Genomic DNA, 22,345 nt, shown 5'->3' on the forward strand with positions numbered 1-22,345 from the left:
CCTCCGGCGGTGTCTCGCTCTCCGCGCTACTCGGTCGGCAGTCCGCCGTTGTGCGGAGCAGGTTCCAGGTCGAACTCCCCGTCACGCGCACCGAGTACAAAAGCCCGCCACTCGGCCTCCGTGTACCGCAGCACGGTCTCCGGGTCGAGTGAGGACCGCATGGCCACGGCCCCGCCGGGAAGATTGGCGATCTCGACCCGCTCCTCGTGCTCCTCCGTACCGGGCGCGCACTGCCACTCGACGCCTGAGATGTCGAGGGCGTACAGCTCGTCCCGCTCGCGCTCCTTGCGCGCCTTGATCTCCTCAGCCGTCTCGGTCATCCCGCAGCGACCCCTTTTCCCGACGTACGAACGCTGTGGCGGTCACACTACTGGCCCTCAGAACTTCCCTGTGTCTCCTTTGCAGTTGGAAGCACCACGTCAAGTGACTAGAGTGGCTGCGGGTGCCACACATGTGGTACCGCACGGGGGCGGTGCGACGCTGCGACCGCGCGTCGCGCGAGAGCGCAGCAGGTCTTGCCCGCCAGGAGGGCCCGGACAGCCGTCCGGGTGGACCCGTCGCGGTGGTGAAGGTCACCGCCGCTTCAACAGGAGGGCAAGAACGTATGGCTTCGAGCGTTGACCTCAGCGCACACGCGCTCACAGGTCTGGCGAACGACATCCGCGACTTCCACCACCAGGTGAGTGAGCGGGTCACCTCGCTCAACCGAGTCGTGGACATGATCCAGGCCGGCTGGAAGGGCGCGGCGGGCAAGGAGTTCGACACCGTTCAGCAGGGTGTGAACAAGAACCTCAAGAAGCTCCAGGACGATCTCGTCGACCTCGAAGAGGCAATGAGGGCGAGCGTCGGCGGCTTCAACGACCAGGAACAGGAGCGCATCTCCGACATTCGGAAGGTGGACAACTCCTACGAGGTCAAGAGCCGCATCACGGACCTCGCCTGAGCCCGACGCCGCAACCACGAGGGAGATACGTTTCATGAGCTACGACGCCGACCGTACCGCCGTAAATTACGACACCGTCACGCAGGCCGCCAGCGACGTCCGCAACACCGCCAAGAACCTTGCGGAGCAACTCGAGACCCTCATGCGCAGGGTCAAGGCCGTGGCCGAGACCTGGGAGGGTGAGGCCAAGACGGCCTACACCGAAATCCAGCGGGACAGCAGCGACCAGATGGACCAGATGGCCCAGAAGCTGGCCCGCATCGCCCAGCTCCTGGACGACTCGGTCGTCGGCTACCAGGACACGGACAAGGGCAACGCGGCACGTTTCCGCATGCTGATGGGCTGATCGGGCCCACCCGAAAGGGGAGGCGGCACCAAGCCGCCTCCCTTTGTCTTTTCCGCTGCGAGCCCAGCCACCACGACGATGCGGGTTGATGGATGTCTCCGACACTGCTCACGACGACCGCGAGCCGGTACCACCACCACTACGGCACCCATTCGGGCGGAGGTGGTCCCGTAGCGTGGTGGGAGTGGCTCATCCTGATCGGGAGCGTGATCCTGCTGATCTGGCTGCTGGTCAGGTACCGGGCGCGGGAGTAGCGGTAGCGGGCGGCAGGACGGGCGAGGAGCAGTGGTGGCGTGCGGCGGAACGCCTGGCGAACTGCCGCAGGTCCTGCCACTCCCGCGGCGTGAGCGGCTGGGAGTCGAAGCGGCGGCCGGAGCCCTCCGGCGGAGACACCGTATAGAGCCCCATGCCCTGCGCTCCCGTGCACGTCGCCGTCCCCCAAGCCGTCCCACCCCGGAGCCCCGAGGGCTTGTCGAAGCCGCCGTAGGCGCCGTCGTGACGGGTCTCGGCGGTGTTGGTGAACGGACCGTACGAGGCCATCAGCCGCAGTTCGTCCCCCAGCACGCAGAACTCGACCGGGGCCGTCCGCGCTGCCGTTTCCCGCACCCGCGATTGCGAGCGGGTGCCCGCGCATGTGCCTTCGGCCCGGTCGGCGTTCTTGCGGGCGGTCGTCGACCGGGAATCGACCTTGGAGACCGTGCTTCCCGGCTCGGCTGTACAGCCGAGCTTCCCGGCCGCCTTCCGCGCCGTTTCCGTAGCGATACGAGCAAGCCGGGCCCTGGCCGAAGGACTGGCACTGTCGGTGTCGGCATCGGCGGTGACCAGGATTCCGCTGCCCCGGCTGGGCTTCCAGTTCGTGCAGTCCAACACAACCGACACACCGACGCTGCCCTCCGGCTCAGCGACGAGAAAGCCCGACCAGCCGTTGCCGAGCGGTATCGGCAGCACATCGTCGCCTTGCTGGAAGGTGTAGACGCCGAACGGACTGATACTGCCGGCGGACGGCTCGATGTGCACCTCGACACCATTGACCTGGCAGGCCACCGACAGGCCCGCCGGCTCACTCACGTCGGACGACGGTTCGTAGTGCCAGGTTGCCAGCTTCAGCCCGGCCTGCCCACCCAGGCGAGCGTGCTTCCCGCTCATCGCCAGCGTGTCGTCGACCGGCAGCATCCCGTCACACGCCCTGCCGACCCGGGCGGACGGCGCGAAGTTCCAGTACCAGGCGTAGCCACCGGCCAGCAGGGCCAGGGCGGTCACCACGGCGACGACGTGGGTGCGTCGTATCCTCACCGGTTCTCAGCCCTCGAGTACACCCCGGACGTCGCTTTCGGCGTCCCCTCCGCCAGATCGGCTCCGGCACAGCCGAGTTCGTCGGTCACCTGGCGCGCAGCGGCATTCATCACCAGCATCTGCTTGTCGGTCGTCTCCTTGCGGGGAACGCCGACCTTGTTCTCCCGCTCCAGGGTGCCGTTGACGATGATGCTCTTGCGTGGGTTTGACATACGGCAGTGGAAGTAGATTGAAGCGAGCCGATCCGTCGCCATGGCGGATGCACCTGTGTCGTAGAGCGTGAAGGTCTTCTCCTTCTCCGAGTCCGCCTTGCTGACGGTTGAAGCCTCCCGGAGGTAGATGGTGAGAAGCGGATCATCTTCGCCAGCAGGCTTCAGGACGCAGAGCGGTGATCCCTGCAGTTCCTCCGCGCTCGTGACCATTCCGTCGGCAGAGCGAAGTGACGCCAACGTTTCTTCAGGCTTGGAGCCGGAATCGGTGAAGCGGTCCGTGTCGCTGATCCGGGAGAGGGCCGACGCGACATCGCCTTCCGCGGCGAACGAGTCGCAGACCTCTCGGCTTCTCTCACCCGAGGCATGGTCATCCACCCCACATGCTGTCGCGGTCACCGCAACGGCGACAATGGCCATCACAGTTCTCACCGGGCTCTGCATACTTAGCAACGTCCCTCACTCACCCTGACCTTGAGATCGTATGCGGGGACATGACTCCCCGACTGGTCACCGACGCCAGGAACACTGAATCCCCCGTCCTCCGAGAGGGACCGGGAGATGCTCATGCAGAAGGCGGCGTCGGCACCGTCGGCGGTCACGACATAGTTCCCTGCTCTGGACTGGGCATCGGGATCGGAAGCTTCGACACTCACCGCGTAACCGGGCCCCGACCCCTTCCCTGCGTCGACGACCGCGTCCTCTATCATCCCGGAGTAATCCTCGGCTGGCGCGCTGACTTGAGGCTCGTCCTCAAGCGAGGAGGCCGCCCGGGCAACAGCCTGCCGCAACTCCTCCTCACTCCAGGAGGCCTTGTTGGCGGAGTCCATCGCACTGCACCCCTGGAACACAATCACCGCAGCCGCGACGAACAACACCCCACGCTGCCATGCGAAGGCGGCATCCGACGGCTCATTGGCCTCCGGATTCCGGAAACGCCAGGCAGCGAAGCGCCAGTAGAGCTTGCGTTGGTCGGCGAGGCCGAGTGCCGCAAGGGCCGCGGCGAGCAGGAAAAACAGGACAGCCGTTCTGGTCATGTCCAACTCTTAGCTCTTCTTGAGGGGAAGCGGTTGCATTGTTTCCGGCGCAGGAAACTTGATTCCGTTCTCACACTTGAGAAGGCTGACCATCTTCAGCGTGGACCGGAACAGAATTCGGAACCGTATCTCTACAGACAGATCCAGACTGTTGTACAGACTGCCCGTCACGGAAATCGGAGTCTCCTGACCCTTAAGTCGGCATGGGAAGTACAGGTCCGCGCTTCCTGATTCGGTGGTGGCCTGCATGCCTGAGCCGAGCTTGTAGGCCTTGTACGAACTGTAGCTATGATTCTCCTGCTCTGGAAAGAGATTATCCAGGCCGGGGGTGAATTTTATCGACAGGCCGCCGTCACCGGACGCCGGGGCATCGGCAATGGCGATCCGGCACGCGTATGCTGCATGATCGTCGTCAAGCAGTGTTTTCGCCGCGGAAGCATGGGATTCCCCTGAAGCAGAGGCATCGTACAGGCGATCGAAGCTGTCGCTTTTCTGGGCTTCCTTGATCTCCGCAGAGTCCAGGATGCCGCCGCACGCCTTTTTGAGCGCGTCGGCTCCACGCGGCGGTTTGTCATCTCCACACGCCGCGCAGGACAGCAAAAGAAGTGCTGTCGCAAAAGTGGCAACGCGATACCGGTTCACCGGCGACCTCCGATAACCGATTCCATTATGATCATAGCGATTGTTCGTCTCGCCTCGAATCGTAAAGTTCTGCCAAACTCCATCAGACTCGAATTGGCCAGTCCCAGAGTCCCCATTTTGTAGGCGGTGAAAAAAAAGGAGGCCACTTGGCTGCTCTGCGGGACTTCGGTGGCGAACGAGAAGGAGATGCTCACATCGCTCAGGTCCTTCTCCGACCGGTAGATCCAGCAGAGTCCAACCGGCCCACCGTCGGCGACTTTCTTGCTGCGATATTCGGAGACGAGCTCCTGTGCCGCTCCGGAGACGCCCTCGTACGCGGGCGAGGTGATGTAGGAGCCGGATCCCAGCAAGCCGGCCACGCCACTGGCCGCGGGACCGTTCAAGGATCCGCTGCAGTCCGTGTCGGGGTCGGCCTCTCGGTCGCCACCGTTGAGCTGGCACGCACGGCACTGGGAAGGGCAAGCAGAATAAGACCCAGAGGTCTGGCGAGAGTACGGGAGTACATTGCGTCCTCATCAATCCCCGGTCTGTGAGCGCACGTCCTGCTGTTCTCGCGATCGGGGTCGGAGGAGGCCGTCTGGGTACCCGCCTGCTGACTCCTCCCCATTCCAGGAGGCCTTGTCGGCGGAAGTTCATCGCGCTGCCCTCTGGAACACCGTCACAGCGGCCGGCGACGAACGGCATCCCACGCTGCCAGGCGGAGGCGCCGTCCGATGGCTCACTGGGGCCCGGATTCCGGAAACGCCAGGCAGCGAAGCGCCGGTAGAGCTTGCGCTGGTTGGCGAGGCCCCGGAGCATGAGAACGGTGGTGAGACGGAAAAAGATGACGGCGAATTCGGCCACGGGCAGGAACAGGGTCAACCGGTGATGCGCGGTGGTTCGGACGGGGGGTTGAAGTCTTCCTGACACCCTGTCTGCAGTTGGGCCTCGAAGAACATTCGGTTGGCCAGCTGAGCCAGGTCCTGTTTCAGGTTCTGATCCTTGCTTCCGGCAGAGCCGCTGGCCGTGGCAACGATTGACAGATAAGGGTGCTCGAATCCCGCTGTATGGCTTGAACCCTCCGCATGCGACTTGCATTTGACATAGATGGCTGCACGCTTTCCCCAAACTGCAGCCGAAGTTCCCGTTTCAAAATGCGAGACATTTGACGAGTCGCCTGCGCCGGACTCTGCAAGCCAATCCTTCTGATCCCCGTTTCTTATTTCGGCATGCATGTTGACAGCGCCACGGTTTGTGGAATTCATGCAGACGATCTTGAAAGAATCATCAGTGGCAGATCGTGACCAACTTGACTTGAAAGAAGAATCAGGCGTAAGGATTCTTTCCAAGGGTTTCAGATTGTTGGAGAAAACTGCTTCATTGCAAGTCTCCGAAGCCTTGAGCCGCCTCGCGGAGTCATCGGAGGTGATGACCCATATGCCTACGCCAGCTCCGATGATGGCCAACATTCCGGCAACGCCGACAATGACGCCTCGCCGTCGGGTAAATTCCTGCATTTCCTTCTCCGATGATGCTGAGCGATGGCTTGCGCTTACGCCTTTCCTCGCGACTTCCGGTACTCATCAAGGACGTCGTGTGCTCGGCTGTTGCCGTCGAAGTGCCCTTCACGCACCGCAGCCTCCCTATCCGCCTGTGACAGACCGGACGGGTACGCGGCATCTGCCGAGGTGGCAGCCATCTGGGCAGCTTGGAGGGCGGATTCCTTGTGTTTCTCCCAGTCCTTGCCCGACGTGAACAACACTTCATCCGACCGGTCTCGTGGATCAGGGAACAGACCATCGACCATTTGGCCGCTCAGGTCGTTCATCGCGGCCACGGCGAACGCGCCGGCAACAGGAGATGCGGCGGTGCTGACGCCTGCGCCGATACCGATGTTGACAGCAGTGTTCGCCCAGGCCTTCCACTTGTCCATGTTCTTGTTGAACGCGGCATCTCCCTCCGCACTCTTCTGGATGTCCGAATCCTGTCGTGCCAGGCCCAGAATTCCTTGCACCTCTGAATTTCGCGTGGAAATCTCCCTTATGGTATCCTTGGTGGATTCACCGAAGGCTTCCGGATTGGCGAGGTGATAACCCATCAAGTCACTTGTGTACAGCGATTCCCCGATGTTGATGGCCTTGTATCCATCGGGCGTTTGTCCAAGGTCATACATGAAGCGCGTGATGTCCTGCTCGCCAAAATCGGCCACGGTGCCCTTGGTGGGATAGAGGTCAGCCAAGGTATCACCACCCGATTCCCCGCCGGAGAGAGCCCGGTGGATATCGGGCATATACTCCGACGCCATCTGCCCCAGGCTCTCTTCCATGCCGTTGTGGAGTTTGAAATCGTCCTTCGGATCTGAAAGTCCGTGGACGATCTTCGTCATCAAATCTGCCTGAGCCTTTGTATGAGGCGCCATGTCCGGCCCCGGACCGACATCGTATGCGTGGCCTGTCGTTGCTGACTCAAGTGCGTGAGAAAGAGAGCGATAGCCGGCCGAGGCTCCGGTGTCTCCATCACCGGTTCCGTCCGATGGCCAGTCGCGATCCGAGGTCAGGTAGTCGAAATTTTTGTCGTGGGCGAAGAAATCGCTGGACGCCTCAGGGTTGTGCCCCAAGGCTTGCATGAAGCCGGTTATGGGATCCTGGCCACGGTCGTCTTTCGCGCCGAAATTCAGGTCGGACTCATTATTCCGCATCCAGTAATCGGCGGGCGAGTAGGGATCACTCCACCGCTTGTCCTCCTTGAGCAGCTCGTCACCGTAGGCCTTGAGGAAATGAGTGTCGTAGTTCCCCTGGCGCATTAGGTTGCTCATCACCTGGAAGCCGTAAGGGTTGCCGGCATGGGGGCTGTCAATCGGCCGGCCTCCAAGCTCGATAATCTGCTTCTCCCAGGTCTTCATGGCTGCACTGTCGGAATGGGTGGCCGAGGCCAGCGCTCTTCCCAGGTTCCCTTGCAGGGCCTTCAACTGGGCCAGTCGCTCCTTGCTGGGCTCACGCGGCGCGCCCGAGTACGGGTCCTTCTTGGGGTCGGCCATCTCGGCCCAGAACTGCAGGGTCCCCTTGGCTCCCAGCCCGGTCGTGAACTTCTCGTTGAAGAGCGGGTCGCCTTCGTACTTGGCCATCACCTTGTTCATGTGCTGAAGCTGGGCGGTGCTCATGTCGTCGCCGAGTTGGGCGAGTTTCACCATCGCCCGCGCCTGCTTGATCGACTCGGTCCGCTCCGTGGCGGCCTCCTTGATGCTGGTCGCCGTCTCGGTATTGAACCCGCGACTACGGCCGTTGGCATCTCTTGTGAGCGCCCAGTCCAAAGCTGTGTCCGCGTCATCCGCGGCCTTGAGCGCGGCTTCGATTCTGTTGTTGCAGTCGTGGACCGAGTCGAGATAGCCCTTCTGCAGGGCCGCCTGCTGCTCTTGCGGAGCTTTCGAGGTGTCGCAATAGACATGGCCCTCGGCAGTGATCTCCAAGTATTTGTCCTCGTGAACGTACTTCTCGATCGTTTTCAGCTCATCTTTGGCTGCTTGCAAGGAATCAAGCGCGCTCTTGAATAGATCGTGGATGTCCTTCGCCTCATCCGATGCAGCCTTCATTTGTTTCTCGATGAGCGGGAACTTCTCGAAGGCCTCGTCTGCGGCTTCACCTTTCCAGTCCGAATCGCTGAGGCCCTTTGTGACCGTCGTGCCGAAGGATCGTGCGATCGTGTCGAAATGGCCAGGGAGGTTGCGCCACTGGTCTACGGCATCCGACAGCGAGGTCAGATTCGCGGACCGCAGTTGCTCGTAACTGATGCCCATGATCAACTACCTGCCTTGCCGTCGTGAAGCTTCTTGGCTTCTCGCCGCCGCTTTTCCTCTTCAGCCTTGTACTCTGCCGCCGAAACACGAAGGTTGCCGGCCACACCCTTTTCCAACAGCTCGTCCATGTACTGCATCTCGGAGCGCCAGCGCTTCTGGAACGTCGCGACGGCGGCGTCGGACTTGAACCCCTTCAGCTCAATCCGGTCGGTGGCACCCATGGCTTTGTTGTCCGCGTCCTTGAAGTTTGTTCGCACGGTTTCCGCCTTCTTGGCCCGCTCTTCGAGCACACTGGAATCCACGTGCAACTGGTCCTTGGCGCCACCGCCCCCACCGCCGTCCGCTACGAGCTGGTTGAGCTCCATGCTCGAATGCTGTCGCGCCGCGGCATTGCTGCGCGCCTGCCCCCACATTTCATCGAACGACACGTCGGTCCTCCCGGTTGTCACTGGCGACTGATCGGTTGCGTACTCGCTCGCTCACGGGTGTTGTCCCGGGCGCGGCGCTCCGTCGGTTGGTATGCCAGTGACGTGGCCTTGGGGCGGACCGAAGGACGGGTACTGCTGCCGTTGTTGGGGGGCGTACGGCTGGTACGCGGGCGGCATCGGTGGCGCGGCCGCAGCCGGAGTCGACCGGCGGCGGCGTGTGCGGAGTACCGGGATGGTGACGCCGGCCCCCAGGAGTGCGGCGGCCGCGATGCCCAGGCCGATCCACAGGGAGGTGTTTCCGTCCTCGCCCGACTCGGATGCCGTGCCTCCTGGCTTGGCATCGTTCTTTCCGGCGTCTGCCGAGCCGGCGGACTCGGAGGCCTTGGGAGAGGGGGACTTTGAGGCTGCGGCGGCCAGGTCGGGGAGCGGGTACTCGTCCGCCGGCCCCGGGGCGCCGGGGTTCTGCAGTGCGGCACGGGGGCGGACGATGCCGTAGCCGAAGTCGTCGTTCCGGGTCCAGCTCTTCTCGTTGCCCTTCATCGTGTTGATGAGGACACGCAGCACCTGGTTGTTCGTCCATCCGGGGTGCTTGGACCAGATGAGGGCGGCGGAGGCGGAAGCGATGGCGGTGGCGTCGCTGGTGCCCTGGGATTTACATACCTGTGTGCCCCCCGGGCACGCGTGAATCATGTTGTCACCGGGAGCTGTGACGTCGACCTCGGATCCGTGCTGGGAAAACGGGGCGCGCTTGATCTTCTGCGTTATCGCGCCGACTCCTACGACACCGGGCGTGGATGCCGGGTATTCCGGCAAATTGGACGTGTCGCCGCTGTTTCCCACGGCGGCGAAGAGCAGTTTGCCTTTGCCGAGGGCGTACTTCACGGCTGACGCGAGTTCCGGTGTACCGACGTTGTGTCTGCCTGGTGCGTTGGAGCTGCCCAGCGACATGTTGATGATCTGGGCCGGGGAGTCTGCCGCGTACCGAATCGCCTGGCTCAAGATGCGCGAGAATTCGGCCTTGTTGTCGACCTGTCCGTAGTCCTCGGTGGCGTAACGCATGCGAATGGGGAGGACTTTCGCCCCCGGGGCCAGGCCGTAGGAGCCGTCGAGCGAGCCGCGTGCACCGGTGCCGGCGATGAGCGCCGCGATACCTGTGCCATGGCCATCGATATCCGTGTGCTCGTCTCCGCGTTGATCGGAGTAGTCCTTGCCATCCAGGACTCGGCCCTTGAGGTCGGTCAAGGAGTCATCGACCCCTGAGTCGATGACCGCGACAGTGATGCCCCGGCCCGTGCTGGACTTCCACATCTCATCGGCGTGCATCGCGTCGAGATGCCACTGTCGTGCCCTGACGGACTGTGCGTAGGCGGGGGTGCTGTCAATGCCAACGAGCAGAAGGCCGAGCCCGGCCACCGCTGTCGGGAAGGGCCGCAACCTTCGCTTGCTGCTGGTACGCATGTGTCTTCCTGGGTATGGAGTCCGCCCGGGGACTCAGTCGACGACTGGTGGAACGACCCGGCGATCGTTACGCGTCCAGGTCTCTTCGTCCTCCGTGACGTAGTCCGGGCGTTGCTCCTGTCGGTCCTTGCGTGCGCCGGAGGTCGGGCTCGCAGGCACCCCTGCACGGCCGGTCCCCGCGCGTTGTGTCGCGTCCGAAGCCCCCGGACGTACGAGACCGGATCCGCCCGGCGTAAACGGGCGCCCTGTCGAGCGGCCCGGCTGAGTCGAACGGCTGCCGACCACACCACCGGTTTCAGACGCCAGACGGCGACCGGCAGTCGAAGCGCTACCAGAGCCGACGGGGCCTGAAGGCTGACCAGGCGTCATGGCCCTTCCCATCGGTGTACGACCCTGCGTGCCTTCCTTGCCGATGACCGTTCCCCGAGGAAGTGCGTTGGTCGACCGGCCGGACGCGGAAGTGACAGGACGCCCGCCGGAGATACCGGTTTCCCGCGGCATGCGGGGGGCGCTCCGGGTCGGCAGGCCTGTTGGGGGTCGCTGCGGAAGCCGCGAGGATGAGGGAAGGCCGCGAGCTTGGGGAACCGGACTCATTTCGCGGCCGCCGGCGGTGTAGGGCGGCAGCGTGTTCGGCTGTCCGGGGAGGGACACCTCTGGGCGCGGCGCGGTGGTGTGCGGCCCGGCAGAACTCGTGTGCACCGGCATCGACGTCCTGGGGAGCGTGTCAGCGCCGTCGATTCCCAGGGTGACCGGCTGGTCGTGACGCGCCTGAGGATTGTCGAGCACGGGTGTCACAGGACGATCGACGGCACCCGGTTGAGCAAGGCCACCTGAGGCCTGGGCGGTGCTGCCTGCGGAGCCCGAAGGAGCTGTCCGCCCAGTGGAAGAGCCGGTCGAACCGACCGATACATACTGATTGCTGCCCCCGCGCCACTCCTTGGAGTCCATGTGATCGGCCGGCGGCGAAAACGTCGGCGGCGGCACACTGTTCACCTGCTGCGCCGAGTACTCATACGCCTGCGCCAACTTCCGCACTTGCTGCGCCGCTTCGGCTCGGGCCGCGTCGATACGAGCCTGGGCCGAGGTCGCGTCGGTTTTGGCTGTTTGGGCCAGCTTCTGGGCGTCGGGGTCATTGTGGGCGCCCGGCTGCCTGGCTGCCGCGATCGTCGCGTGGGCGTCGGCGAGGTCCGACTTGGCCTGAGTGGTCTCCGAGGTGTCCGGCATGGCCGCCTTCGCCTCGGCGATGGCCTGCGAGACGGTTTCCATCCAGCGAGAGCCCACCTCGGCGTACTGCCCCAGACGAAGCGTGGCGCTCGCCGTCTGACCGCCCCAATCGCGAAACGCATCGCCGGCCTGGCCCTGCCACTCCAAGCTCTTGACGTGCTTCATGAGGTCATCGCCGATCTTCGTGATCGTCGATGCGGCCTTGGAGAGCTTGCCGGCGAGATGGGACGCGCCGCCCGAACTCGCCTCGTCGATCAAAGCCGCGAGCTGCTCGTGCGTCATGGACTCGAAGTCCGTGCGAGCGAGTTTCGGTTCTCCCCGTGTGGGCTGATCACCCATTACAGGCCCTCCTCGCTTGCGGCCGCGGGCGTGGACTCCGGCGACGAGGTGCGCTGGTCTGCGTACGGATCCCGGTCGGACACGTAGTACTTCTCCGCCTCAGCGTTGACCTCCCTCATCCGCGCCCGGATGTCCTCATCCAGATTCGCGTAGCCCACCCGCGACGCGTGCACCGCCAGTCCCATCCCCTCGATCTGCGCGCCGAGCGCCTTGGAGAGGTTCTCCAACTCGTCGTGGACGAGGGTGTACGAGTCGTAGAGGAACTGTGCTTCCTTGAAGTCGGAGGAGCCCAGTTGGGCGCGGGACAGTCGGTCCTGGCCGACCTTGCCCGGGGCTGCCTCCGACTTGTCGAGCTCGATCAGAAGCTCGTCGACGCGTTTCTTGAAGTTCTTCATGGCGGTGTGCTGGATGTCCAGCGCCATCTGCGGGTTCACCCCGGCCAGGCTGTCGAACGACTTGCCCGTGTCCGGTGCGTCGTGGGCACCGCCCGATCCGCCGCCCCCGTTCGAACTCACCTCAGCTGCCTCCCCGTTCTCCCCGTTCGCTTCGTTCGCTTGTGTATCCGAACGAAGTAAAGACTCGATCAGTCACTCTAATGGCGTTGCGGAAGCAACCCCACCTGAATCAGCGACGCACCGCGCTTGCGTGACACGAACACGCCACGGCCGGGCGGCATCGGACGGGCCCGGACGTTGCCCAGGATGTCGCCCTCGCTCGGGTCGCCGGACAGGACGAGGCCCTGCGCGCCGAGCTCCTTCACGCGCTGCATGAAGGACTCGTACATCGCGCGCGAGGCACCGGCCTGGCTACGGGCGATGATGAACTTGACGCCGACATCGCGCGCGAAGGGCAGGTGCTCCACCAACGAGGCGAGTGGATTACCCGAGTTGGTGGCGACCAGTTCGTAGTCGTCGACGATGACGAACAGCTGCGGGCCGTTCCACCAGCTGCGGTCGCGAAGCTGCTGCGGCGTGATGTCCGGCTTCGGCGCACGCATCTCCATGAACTGGCGGATCGCGTCCATGTGGACCTGCATCGCCGACGCCATCGGGGCGTACTCCAGCAGATGTTCCTCCGACACGGCCTCCAGCATCGTGCGCCGGTAGTCCCCGACGACGATCCGGGCCTCGGCGGGTGTGTAGCGTTCCGCGATCTGCTTGGCGATCAGGCGCAGCAGGTTCGTCTTGCCGGACTCGCTCTCGCCGAAGACGAGGAAGAACGGGTCGGTGTCGAGGTTGACGAACACCGGCTCCAGGTTCGCCTCGTCGATACCGATCGCGATGCCGTGTTGCGGGAACTCGAAACCCTTCGGGAGCTGGTCGGCAGGCAGCTTGCGCGGCAGAAGGCGGACAGTAGGGGCCGACGGACCCTGCCAGTTGGCCTTCGCCGCCTGGACGAGCTGGGTCGTCGCCTCGGCCAGATCGTGCGCTGAGGGCGAGGAGTCGATGCGCGGCAGAGCCGTCATGTAGTGCAGCTTCTCCGGCACCTGGCCACGGCCGGGGACGCCCGACGGCACGTTCACCGCCACCTTGCGGTCGAACTCGGAGTCCATCGGGTCACCCAGACGCAGCTCCAGTCGGCCCAGGATCTGGTCCTTGAGAGCCGCCCGCACCTCCATGTACCGGGAGGCGGAGACGACGACGTGGATGCCGTAGCCCAGACCGCGGCCCGCGATGTCGTTGACGACACCCTCCAGGCCCTCGAAGTCCGTCTTGAAGTTGCCCCAACCGTCGATGACCAGGAAGACGTCACCCCAGGCCTCGCCGGGCAGTTCACCCGCCGCGCGGCGCCTGCGGTACGTCGCGACGGAGTCGATGCCGTTGGCGCGGAAGAACTGCTCGCGGCGGTTGAGGATGCCCGCCACCTCCGCGACCGCACGGCGGACCCGCTCGGGGTCCAGCCGGGACGCGGCCCCGCCCACGTGCGGCAGGTCCGCCAGGGATGCCAGACCGCCGCCACCGAAGTCCAGGCAGTAGAACTGCACCTCGTGCGGTGTGTGCGTGAGGGCGAAGGACGCGATCAACGTGCGCAGCAGCGTCGACTTCCCGGACTGTGGTCCACCCACGACCATCATGTGGCCCGCCGCGCCGGAGAAGTCCCGGTACAGCACCTCACGCTTCTGCTCGAACGGCTTGTCGATCAGACCGATCGGCACCGTCAGGCCGCCCAGACGTGTGTACTCGGGCGCCTGAAGGCCGCGTTCCGGGGACACGGAGAGCGTCGGCAGCAGCTGGTCCAGCGTGGGCGCCTGGTCCAGCGGGGGAAGCCACACCTGGTGTGCGGGCACCCCCTGGCCCTCCAGCCGCTGCACGATGACGTCCAGCACCGTGTCCGCCAGCGCGTCGTCCTCCGGACGGGCGGCCGGTGCTTGCGCCGGGTCTGGAGCCACGTAGGCCACCGGCACGGGAGGCGCGGTGAAGAGCGCCGGCCGGCGCTCGATGGGCAGGCTGCCCTGCGCGACCTCGGGGCCACCCGCGCGGTAGGTCCCCGACACATACGCCGCCTTGAAGCGCACCATCTCGTCCGTGCCGAACTTCAGATACCCGGAGCCGGGGACGGAGGGGAGGTGATAGGCGTCGGGCACGCCCAGGGCCGCCCGGGACTCGGCCACGGAGAAGGTCCGCAGACCGATCCGGTACGACAGGTAGGTGTCCAGCCCCCGAAGGCGGCCCTCCTCCAGACGCTGCGAGGCGAGCAGCAGGTGCACACCCAGGGAGCGGCCGATGCGGCCGATCTGGATGAACATGTCGATGAAGTCCGGCTTGGCCGTGAGGAGTTCGCTGAACTCGTCGATGACGAGGACGAGGGACGCCAGCGGCTCCAGGGGGGCACCGGCAGCGCGGGCCTTTTCGTAGTCGTGGATGTTGGCGTAGTTTCCGGCCGAGCGCAGCAGCTCCTGGCGCCGCTGCAACTCGCCCCGGATCGCGTCGCCCATGCGGTCGACCAGCGTCAGATCGTCGGCCAGGTTGGTGATCACAGCTGCGACATGCGGCATCTGTGACATGCCGGCGAAGGTCGCGCCGCCCTTGAAGTCGGCGAGGACGAAGTTGAGCGTCTCGGAGGAGTGGGTGACCGCCAGGCCCAGCACGAGGGTGCGCAGCAGCTCCGACTTGCCGGAGCCCGTGGCGCCCACGCACAGGCCGTGCGGGCCCATGCCGTCCTGGGCCGCCTCCTTGAGGTCCAGCATCACGGGCTGGCCGTCCTCGCCGACGCCGATGGGTACGCGCAGCCGCTCCGGGACGGAACGCGGCCGCCATGTGCGGGTGACGTCCACGGAGGCGGCGTCGCCCAGGCCCAGAAGGTCGGTGAAGTCCAGGTTGGCGAGCAGTGGTTCGTCGTCGTCCCCGCCGCCCATGCGCAGCGGCGCGAGCTGCCGGGCCAGCGCCTCGGCGGCAGGCAGGGACAACCCGTCGGGCACCCCCTCGAAGGCGACACCGCCGCCGGAGTCCAGCCACAGCCGGTCCGGGCGAACGACGATCGACAGGTCGCCGCGAGGCTGGTCGAGCTCCCCGGGGACGACCTCCACGATCGTCACCCCCTGAAGTCCCTCCGCCGCGGCGAACGCCGACGTGGGGGGGACCATGCCGCCGTCCAGGACCACCAGGACGTGCGGCTGGTCCAGCACGGGCTGGCCGTCGCGGCTGAACCGGGGGCGGCCGTCCAGGCGGCCCGCGAGCAGCTGCTCCAGTTCGCCCATGTCGTCACCGAAGAGACGGCGCGTGCCCGCCCCGTCGAACTGGCCCGCCAACTGGCAGTGCGGCAGCCACTTCGTCCAGTCCCAGCGGGCCACGGAGCCCGGCGAGGCCACCACGGCCACGACCAGGTCGTCGGGGGAGTGCAGGGTGGTCGCCTGCGCCACCAGCGCACGTGCCGCCGACTGGGTGCACTCCGCGTCGCCGGACAGTGTCACGTGGTAGAAGGCACGCAGCGAGACCGCCACCGGCAGGCCGTCCAACTGGCCGTGCACCGACAGGAACCGCTGCATGGCGCCGGCGCACAACGGCTCCAGCTCGTCCACCGGCGCGGTGTGCGGTGCCACCAAAGGAGTGGACAGCTGCTGTGGTCCCAGTCCTATGCGCACCTGCCCGAAGTCGAGGTCCCCGACGCGCCGTTCCCACACCCGGCTGCCCTCGGCGACCACCGACCAGAGCTGCTCCGGTGAGGGATGCAGGTACAGCTGCGCGTCACGCTGCCGCAGCGCGGTCTTGCGGACCGAACGCCGGGTCTGCGCGAGGTAGCGGAGGTAGTCGCGGCGCACATCGGCCATTTGCCCCTGCGTACCCCGGCGATAGCGGACGATCTGCGAGACCACCATCGCGGCCGTCGACATGAGCATCACCACGCCCATGATCCTCATGAACGGGTGGGCGTTCGGCGAAGCGAAGTAGAACACCACCGACGAGCCCATGCCGAGAGTCGGGAGGACCTGCATCAGCATGCCCTCCTGCTGCCCGCGCGGCAGCTCGGGAGGAGCTTCCAATTGCAGCTCATCCACGGGCACTTCGGGCGGTAGGGTGCGCGGCGGGCGCTTGATGACGATCTGGCTCACCGGAGCATCAATCCCCTGTACGGACGATCGGTTGATCACCGGCACCCCCGTGGCGACGGTCGTCCTCCGTGTGCAGGCGATCCTACTTGTCAGCACTGACACCACCTGCCGGTAGGGTGACGCCCGCAGCGTACGCATCCGCGAACAGGGGGCCAGTGAAGGTGAGTACGACCGCGACGACGGGATTCTGCAGGGTCACGGTGGTGGCACCCGACAGCCGGATCGACGTGGCGCTGCCGGTGGACATCGCCGTCGCCGACGTCTACCCGGAGATCCTCCGCCTCACGGGCCAGACCCAGCCGGCCGGGACCCCGACCGGCTACCACCTGGTCCGCCGCGACGGCAGCGTCCTCGACGGTGCCCGAACCCTCACGGACGAACGAGTGCTCGACGGTGAGGTGCTCAGCCTGCGTCCCTTCGCCGAGTCGCTTCCGCCCGCGGTCTACGACGACGTTTCGGACGCCGTCGCCTCCGCCGTAGTACGTGACCGGCACCTGTGGAGCGACGACCTGCTGCGCGTGGCGGGCCTGACCGGCGGTGCGCTGTTGCTGCTGCTGTGCGGCTTCGTGCTCTGGTACGCCGATCCAGCGCGCCACGACATGCACGGGCTGCCCGGCGTCATCGCCGGAGGTCTCGGCCTGTTGCTGACCGCTTTCGCGGGCGTACGCGCGCGTGTGTACGCCGACCGGACCGCGGCCGTCGCCGTGGGCCTGGGCGCGCTGCCCCTGCTGATGATCGCGGGGGCCGGGATCGTCGCGGCGCCCCACGGGCAGGGTCCGGGCAAGCTGCAGTTCATGCTGGGCTGCGTGACCGTCCTGGTGGTCTCGGTCGCTCTGGTGGCACTCACCCCCGGAGGCGACGCGCCCTTCGTGGCCGCATCCTTCCTGGCGACGGTGGGCACTCTGGCCACTTTCGCGGCCATCCTCACCGAGGCGTCCGCCACCGCCACCGCCTCGGTGTGCGCCCCCGCCGCCGTCGGACTGGTGGCCTTCCTCCCCGGTCTTTCGGCCCGCTTCGCCCGCCTCCCCATCGGTTACGCCTCGCCGCGCTCCGCCGCGCACGACGACTTCGACCCCGACCCCGCCCAGGGCCCGGACGCCGACCCGCTCGACGCCGAGCACATCGCCGCCCAGGCCCGCCGCGGCCACGAGATGCTGCTCGGTCTGGTGGGCGGCACGTCGGCCGTGGTGGTGGCCGCCGCGGCCGTCCTGGGCTTCTCGGACAACGTCTGGGGCCGGCTGCTCGCCCTCACCACCGGGCTGGCCATGCTGATCCGTGCCCGGCTCTTCCGGTACACCTCCCAGGTGGCCTGCGTCCTGGTCGCCGGCCTGGCCGCCGTCGCGCTCCTGCTGCTCGGCCTCGCCCTGCACCCGCCGGCCGACGCCGTCGCGGACCTCGTCCTGCACGCCGACAGCGGAGCGCTCGACCTGCGCGCCGCCTGGCTGACGGCGGCCGTCGCGGCCGGGGCCGCACTGATCACCGCGATCGGCCTCGTCATCCCGCGCAAGGGACTCTCACCCTTCTGGGGCCGGTTCCTCGATCTTTCCGAGGGGGCCGTCCTGCTCACCCTGGCCCCGCTCTGTCTTGCCGTGCTGGGTGTCCTCACCGAGGTGCGTTCCCTGGTGGGGTAGGGCGGCGCAGTGCCGCACGCGGGCACTGGTACCCTGAGTGACGGCCGTTTGTGTACGCACCCCCGGAGCCATGCAGGCACCCCTGCAGGCCCTGGAGGCCGCGCCCAGCGGACCCCCGCCTCCGAGTAACGGAAGCCTCCCCGAGATGAAGACCGGGGGCACTCGGTGGCCACTCGCAGACTATGAGGAGTACGCGTGTCGCTCGACGCCGCTACGAAGAAGCAGATCATCACCGAGTTCGGTACCAAGGAGGGCGACACCGGCTCCCCCGAGGTCCAGGTCGCCATGCTCTCGCGCCGGATCTCCGACCTGACCGAGCACCTCAAGACCCACAAGCACGACCACCACTCCCGCCGTGGTCTGCTGATCCTGGTCGGTCAGCGCCGCCGCCTGCTGCAGTACCTGGCGAAGAAGGACATCCAGCGCTTCCGTGCGCTGGTCGACCGCCTCGGCATCCGCCGTGGTGCGGCGGGCGCCAAGTAGGACGCTGTGAAGGGAGCGGTTCCCGGAGGGTTCGGGGGCCGCTCCCTTTGCCGTATGTGCTTGCCGCACGTGCTGTCGTACGTGCTGCCGTACGTCGGAAACGTGCGGAGTGTCACCCACGCTTTGTAGTGTGGTAGCAGAACGCAATACGCACGGCACAGCACGACAAGGACACGGCACAGCACGACAAGAAGAGGAGAAGCGCGCCTCGCCGCCGCCGGTCCTCGGTAGTGGCCCCCGGGGGAAGTGAGCCCCGGGTGCTTCGATCGAAGACCGGCCCGCACCAGACGGAGCGCTTCTCCGCCACCGTCCCCCCGCCACACGGGTGAGGAGGGACGAAAGACGACAAGTAACGGAGAAAACGCTAGTGGAGAACGAGACCCACTACGCCGAGGCCGTCATCGACAACGGCGCCTTCGGCACCCGTACCATCCGCTTCGAGACGGGCCGCCTGGCCAAGCAGGCCGCCGGCTCCGCCGTGGCGTACCTGGACGACGACACCATGGTGCTGTCGGCCACCACCGCCTCCAAGAACCCCAAGGACCAGCTCGACTTCTTCCCACTGACGGTGGACGTCGAGGAGCGCATGTACGCGGCCGGGAAGATCCCCGGTTCCTTCTTCCGCCGTGAGGGACGGCCGAGCGAGGACGCGATCCTCACCTGCCGTCTGATCGACCGCCCGCTGCGCCCGTCCTTCAAGAAGGGCCTGCGCAACGAGATCCAGGTCGTCGCCACGATCATGGCGCTCAACCCCGACCACCTGTACGACGTCGTCGCGATCAACGCGGCGTCCGCGTCCACGCAGCTGGCCGGACTTCCCTTCTCCGGCCCGATCGGCGGCGTCCGCGTCGCGCTGATCCGCGGCCAGTGGGTCGCCTTCCCGACGCACACCGAGCTCGAGGACGCCGTCTTCGACATGGTGGTCGCCGGTCGCGTCCTGGAGGACGGCGACGTCGCGATCATGATGGTCGAGGCCGAGGCCACCGACAAGACCATCAAGCTGGTCGAGGGCGGCGTCGAGGCGCCCACCGAGGAGGTCGTCGCCGCCGGTCTGGACGCCGCGAAGCCTTTCATCAAGGTGCTGTGCCGGGCCCAGGCCGACCTCGCGTCGAAGGCCGCCAAGCCGACCGCCGAGTTCCCGATCTTCCTGGACTACCAGGACGACGTCATCGAGGCCCTGACGGCCGCCGTCCGCCCCGAGCTCGCCCAGGCGCTCACCATCGCCGGCAAGCAGGAGCGCGAGTCCGAGCTGGACCGCGTCAAGCAGCTCGCCGCCGAGAAGCTCCTGCCGGAGTTCGAGGGCCGCGAGAAGGAGATCTCCGCCGCGTACCGCTCCCTGACCAAGACCCTGGTCCGTGAGCGCGTCATCAAGGAGAAGAAGCGCATCGACGGCCGCGGTGTCACCGACATCCGCACGCTGGCCGCCGAGGTCGAGGCCATCCCGCGGGTGCACGGTTCGGCCGTGTTCGAGCGTGGCGAGACCCAGATCCTGGGCGTCACCACCCTCAACATGCTCCGCATGGAGCAGCAGCTGGACACCCTCTCCCCGGTGACCCGCAAGCGCTACATGCACAACTACAACTTCCCGCCCTACTCCACCGGTGAGACCGGCCGCGTCGGTTCCCCGAAGCGCCGCGAGATCGGCCACGGCGCCCTCGCCGAGCGCGCCCTCGTGCCGGTGCTCCCCTCGCGCGAGGAGTTCCCCTACGCGATCCGCCAGGTCTCCGAGGCGCTCAGCTCCAACGGCTCGACGTCCATGGGCTCGGTCTGCGCCTCCACCATGTCGCTGCTGAACGCCGGTGTGCCGCTGAAGGCCCCGGTCGCCGGTATCGCCATGGGCCTGATCTCCCAGGAGGTCGAGGGCGAGACGCACTACGTCACCCTCACCGACATCCTCGGTGCCGAGGACGCCTTCGGCGACATGGACTTCAAGGTCGCCGGCACCAAGGAGTTCGTGACCGCCCTCCAGCTCGACACCAAGCTGGACGGCATCCCGGCCTCCGTCCTCGCCGCGGCCCTCAAGCAGGCCCGCGACGCCCGCCTGCACATCCTCGACGTGATGATGGAGGCCATCGACCGGCCCGACGAGATGAGCCCGCACGCCCCGCGGATCATCACCGTCAAGATCCCGGTCGACAAGATCGGTGAGGTCATCGGCCCCAAGGGCAAGATGATCAACCAGATCCAGGAGGACACGGGCGCCGAGATCACCATCGAGGACGACGGCACGATCTACATCGGTGCCGCCGACGGCCCCTCCGCCGAGGCCGCCCGCGCCACGATCAACGGCATCGCCAACCCGACGATGCCCGAGGTCGGCGAGCGCTACCTCGGTACGGTCGTGAAGACGACCACCTTCGGTGCGTTCGTCTCCCTGCTGCCCGGCAAGGACGGTCTGCTGCACATCTCGCAGATCCGCAAGCTCGCCGGCGGCAAGCGCGTGGAGAACGTCGAGGACGTGCTCGGCGTGGGCCAGAAGGTCCAGGTCGAGATCGCCGAGATCGACTCCCGCGGCAAGCTCTCCCTCATTCCGGTGATCGAGGGCGAGGACGCTGACGAGACGAAGAAGGACGACGCCGAGCAGTGACGTCCCGTAGCTCCAAGGCGACGGCCCGCACCTCTTCGGAGGCGCGGGCCGTCGCCCGTACCCAAACCCTCATCAAAGGCACGAACGGCATCGGCACGGTCCGCAAGACCACCCTCCCGGGCGGCCTGCGCATCGTCACCGAAACCCTGCCCTCGGTGCGCTCCGCGACCTTCGGTATCTGGGCGCACGTCGGCTCCCGCGACGAGACCCCGTCCCTGAACGGCGCCACGCACTACCTGGAGCACCTGCTCTTCAAGGGCACGCGGCGCCGCTCCGCCCTGGACATCTCCGCCGCCCTCGACGCCGTCGGCGGCGAGATGAACGCGTTCACGGCGAAGGAGTACACGTGCTACTACGCACGCGTGCTCGACACCGACCTGCCGCTCGCAATAGACGTGGTCTGCGACATGCTGACCGGCTCCCTCATCCTCGAAGAAGACGTCAACGTCGAGCGCGGCGCGATCCTCGAAGAGATCGCCATGACCGAGGACGACCCGGGCGACTGCGTGCACGACCTGTTCGCGCACACGATGTTCGGCGACAACCCGCTCGGCCGCCCGGTCCTCGGCACGGTCGACACGGTCAACGCCCTCACCGCCGACCGCATCCGCCGCTTCTACAAGAAGCACTACGACCCCACCCATCTGGTGGTGGCATGCGCCGGCAACGTCGACCACAACAAGGTCGTACGACAGGTCCGCGCCGCCTTCGAGAAGGCGGGCGCCTTCAAGAACGACGACTCGGCGCCGCTCGCCGCACGGGGCGGACGGCGCGGCATCCGCACCGCCGGCCGCCTCGAACTGCTGGCCCGCAAGACCGAGCAGGCGCACGTCGTGCTCGGCATGCCCGGCCTGGCCCGCACCGACGACCGCCGCTGGGCCATGGGCGTGCTCAACACGGCCCTCGGCGGCGGCATGTCGTCCCGCCTGTTCCAGGAGGTCCGGGAGAAGCGCGGCCTGGCCTACAGCGTGTACTCGTACACCTCGGGCTTCGCCGACTGCGGCCTGTTCGGCGTGTACGCGGGCTGCCGCCCGAGCCAGGTGCACGACGTGCTCAGGATCTGCCGCGACGAGCTCGACCACGTGGCCGAGCACGGCCTGTCCGACGACGAGATCGGCCGCGCCATCGGCCAGCTCCAGGGCTCCACGGTCCTTGGCCTCGAGGACACCGGCGCGCTGATGAACCGTATCGGCAAGAGTGAGCTGTGCTGGGGCGAGCAGATGTCCGTGGACGACATGCTGGCCCAGATAGCCGCCGTCACGCCGGACGAGGTGCGCGCGGTGGCGCGCGACATCCTGGGACAGCGCCCGTCGCTGTCGGTCATCGGTCCGCTGAAGGACAAGCAGGCCGCACGGCTGCACGACGCCGTGGCCTGATCCCCTCGCCATCCCCTCGCTAAGGAAG

At 66.5% G+C, this 22,345-nt stretch carries 20 protein-coding genes; 7 read left to right on the plus strand and 13 right to left on the minus strand.

Features of this window, described 5'->3' with window-relative positions:
• Nucleotides 1-26: 26 nt before the first annotated feature.
• On the minus strand, nucleotides 27-320 hold the full coding sequence (locus ACH45E_RS33145; protein WP_361447016.1) for a DUF397 domain-containing protein: 294 nt from the start codon (nucleotides 318-320) through the stop codon (nucleotides 27-29).
• A gap of 284 nt (nucleotides 321-604) precedes the next feature.
• On the opposite strand from ACH45E_RS33145, the gene ACH45E_RS33150 reads away from it, so the two are divergent.
• From ACH45E_RS33150 to ACH45E_RS33160, 3 genes are all read left to right on the plus strand, one after another.
• Nucleotides 605-943 (plus strand): WXG100 family type VII secretion target, encoded by a 339-nt coding sequence (locus ACH45E_RS33150; protein ID WP_361447015.1) that lies wholly within the window; start codon nucleotides 605-607, stop codon nucleotides 941-943.
• A 34-nt stretch (nucleotides 944-977) separates the two neighbouring features.
• On the plus strand, nucleotides 978-1,289 hold the full coding sequence (locus ACH45E_RS33155; protein WP_361447013.1) for a WXG100 family type VII secretion target: 312 nt from the start codon (nucleotides 978-980) through the stop codon (nucleotides 1,287-1,289).
• Nucleotides 1,290-1,381: 92 nt separating this feature from the next.
• The gene (locus tag ACH45E_RS33160; protein ID WP_361447011.1) at nucleotides 1,382-1,543 is read left to right on the plus strand and encodes a hypothetical protein; all 162 of its coding nucleotides are present in this window, start codon (nucleotides 1,382-1,384) and stop codon (nucleotides 1,541-1,543) included.
• On the opposite strand, the gene ACH45E_RS33165 is transcribed toward ACH45E_RS33160, so the two are convergent.
• From ACH45E_RS33165 to eccCa, 12 genes are all read right to left on the minus strand, one after another.
• Nucleotides 1,521-2,582, minus strand: coding sequence for a hypothetical protein (locus tag ACH45E_RS33165; protein ID WP_361447009.1), 1,062 nt, complete (start codon nucleotides 2,580-2,582; stop codon nucleotides 1,521-1,523). The genes ACH45E_RS33160 and ACH45E_RS33165 overlap by 23 nt on opposite strands.
• Complete coding sequence (locus tag ACH45E_RS33170) at nucleotides 2,579-3,211, minus strand: hypothetical protein (protein WP_361447007.1); 633 nt, start codon at nucleotides 3,209-3,211, stop codon at nucleotides 2,579-2,581. The genes ACH45E_RS33165 and ACH45E_RS33170 overlap by 4 nt, the downstream gene beginning before the upstream one ends.
• A gap of 26 nt (nucleotides 3,212-3,237) precedes the next feature.
• Nucleotides 3,238-3,828, minus strand: a complete 591-nt coding sequence (locus ACH45E_RS33175; RefSeq protein WP_361447005.1) for a hypothetical protein — start codon at nucleotides 3,826-3,828, stop codon at nucleotides 3,238-3,240.
• 9 nt (nucleotides 3,829-3,837) lie between these two features.
• The gene (locus tag ACH45E_RS33180) at nucleotides 3,838-4,470 is read right to left on the minus strand and encodes a hypothetical protein (RefSeq protein WP_361447003.1); all 633 of its coding nucleotides are present in this window, start codon (nucleotides 4,468-4,470) and stop codon (nucleotides 3,838-3,840) included.
• The gene (locus ACH45E_RS33185) at nucleotides 4,467-4,829 is read right to left on the minus strand and encodes a hypothetical protein (RefSeq protein WP_361447001.1); all 363 of its coding nucleotides are present in this window, start codon (nucleotides 4,827-4,829) and stop codon (nucleotides 4,467-4,469) included. Before ACH45E_RS33185 ends, ACH45E_RS33180 begins: the two co-directional genes overlap by 4 nt.
• A gap of 498 nt (nucleotides 4,830-5,327) precedes the next feature.
• Nucleotides 5,328-5,966 (minus strand): hypothetical protein, encoded by a 639-nt coding sequence (locus tag ACH45E_RS33190; protein ID WP_361446999.1) that lies wholly within the window; start codon nucleotides 5,964-5,966, stop codon nucleotides 5,328-5,330.
• Nucleotides 5,967-6,001: 35 nt separating this feature from the next.
• Nucleotides 6,002-8,242 carry a DUF6571 family protein gene (locus ACH45E_RS33195; RefSeq protein WP_361446997.1) on the minus strand — a complete coding sequence of 747 codons (2,241 nt, stop codon included), beginning with the start codon at nucleotides 8,240-8,242 and terminating at the stop codon, nucleotides 6,002-6,004.
• Nucleotides 8,243-8,244: 2 nt separating this feature from the next.
• Nucleotides 8,245-8,670, minus strand: coding sequence for a hypothetical protein (locus ACH45E_RS33200; RefSeq protein ID WP_361446995.1), 426 nt, complete (start codon nucleotides 8,668-8,670; stop codon nucleotides 8,245-8,247).
• A gap of 51 nt (nucleotides 8,671-8,721) precedes the next feature.
• Complete coding sequence (gene mycP / locus ACH45E_RS33205) at nucleotides 8,722-10,128, minus strand: type VII secretion-associated serine protease mycosin (RefSeq protein WP_361446993.1); 1,407 nt, start codon at nucleotides 10,126-10,128, stop codon at nucleotides 8,722-8,724.
• 33 nt (nucleotides 10,129-10,161) lie between these two features.
• Entirely contained in the window at nucleotides 10,162-11,634 is a 1,473-nt protein-coding gene (locus tag ACH45E_RS33210) for a hypothetical protein (protein ID WP_361446991.1), read from the minus strand.
• Between the two features lie 56 nt (nucleotides 11,635-11,690).
• Nucleotides 11,691-12,206, minus strand: coding sequence for a hypothetical protein (locus ACH45E_RS33215; protein WP_361446989.1), 516 nt, complete (start codon nucleotides 12,204-12,206; stop codon nucleotides 11,691-11,693).
• 77 nt (nucleotides 12,207-12,283) lie between these two features.
• Nucleotides 12,284-16,240 (minus strand): type VII secretion protein EccCa, encoded by a 3,957-nt coding sequence (gene eccCa / locus ACH45E_RS33220; protein WP_361446987.1) that lies wholly within the window; start codon nucleotides 16,238-16,240, stop codon nucleotides 12,284-12,286.
• A gap of 161 nt (nucleotides 16,241-16,401) precedes the next feature.
• On the opposite strand from eccCa, the gene eccD reads away from it, so the two are divergent.
• From eccD to ACH45E_RS33240, 4 genes are all read left to right on the plus strand, one after another.
• Nucleotides 16,402-17,871, plus strand: coding sequence for a type VII secretion integral membrane protein EccD (gene eccD, locus ACH45E_RS33225; protein ID WP_361446985.1), 1,470 nt, complete (start codon nucleotides 16,402-16,404; stop codon nucleotides 17,869-17,871).
• 195 nt (nucleotides 17,872-18,066) lie between these two features.
• The gene (rpsO, locus tag ACH45E_RS33230; protein ID WP_005479656.1) at nucleotides 18,067-18,354 is read left to right on the plus strand and encodes a 30S ribosomal protein S15; all 288 of its coding nucleotides are present in this window, start codon (nucleotides 18,067-18,069) and stop codon (nucleotides 18,352-18,354) included.
• 367 nt (nucleotides 18,355-18,721) lie between these two features.
• On the plus strand, nucleotides 18,722-20,941 hold the full coding sequence (locus ACH45E_RS33235) for a polyribonucleotide nucleotidyltransferase (protein ID WP_361446983.1): 2,220 nt from the start codon (nucleotides 18,722-18,724) through the stop codon (nucleotides 20,939-20,941).
• A complete protein-coding gene (locus ACH45E_RS33240) occupies nucleotides 20,938-22,317 on the plus strand; it encodes a pitrilysin family protein (protein ID WP_361446981.1) in 1,380 nt (459 codons plus the stop codon). The genes ACH45E_RS33235 and ACH45E_RS33240 overlap by 4 nt, the downstream gene beginning before the upstream one ends.
• Nucleotides 22,318-22,345: the final 28 nt, after the last annotated feature.

It is taken from the genome of Streptomyces sp. NPDC020299 (assembly GCF_044387825.1).
Taxonomy (GTDB): Bacteria; Actinomycetota; Actinomycetes; order Streptomycetales; family Streptomycetaceae; genus Streptomyces.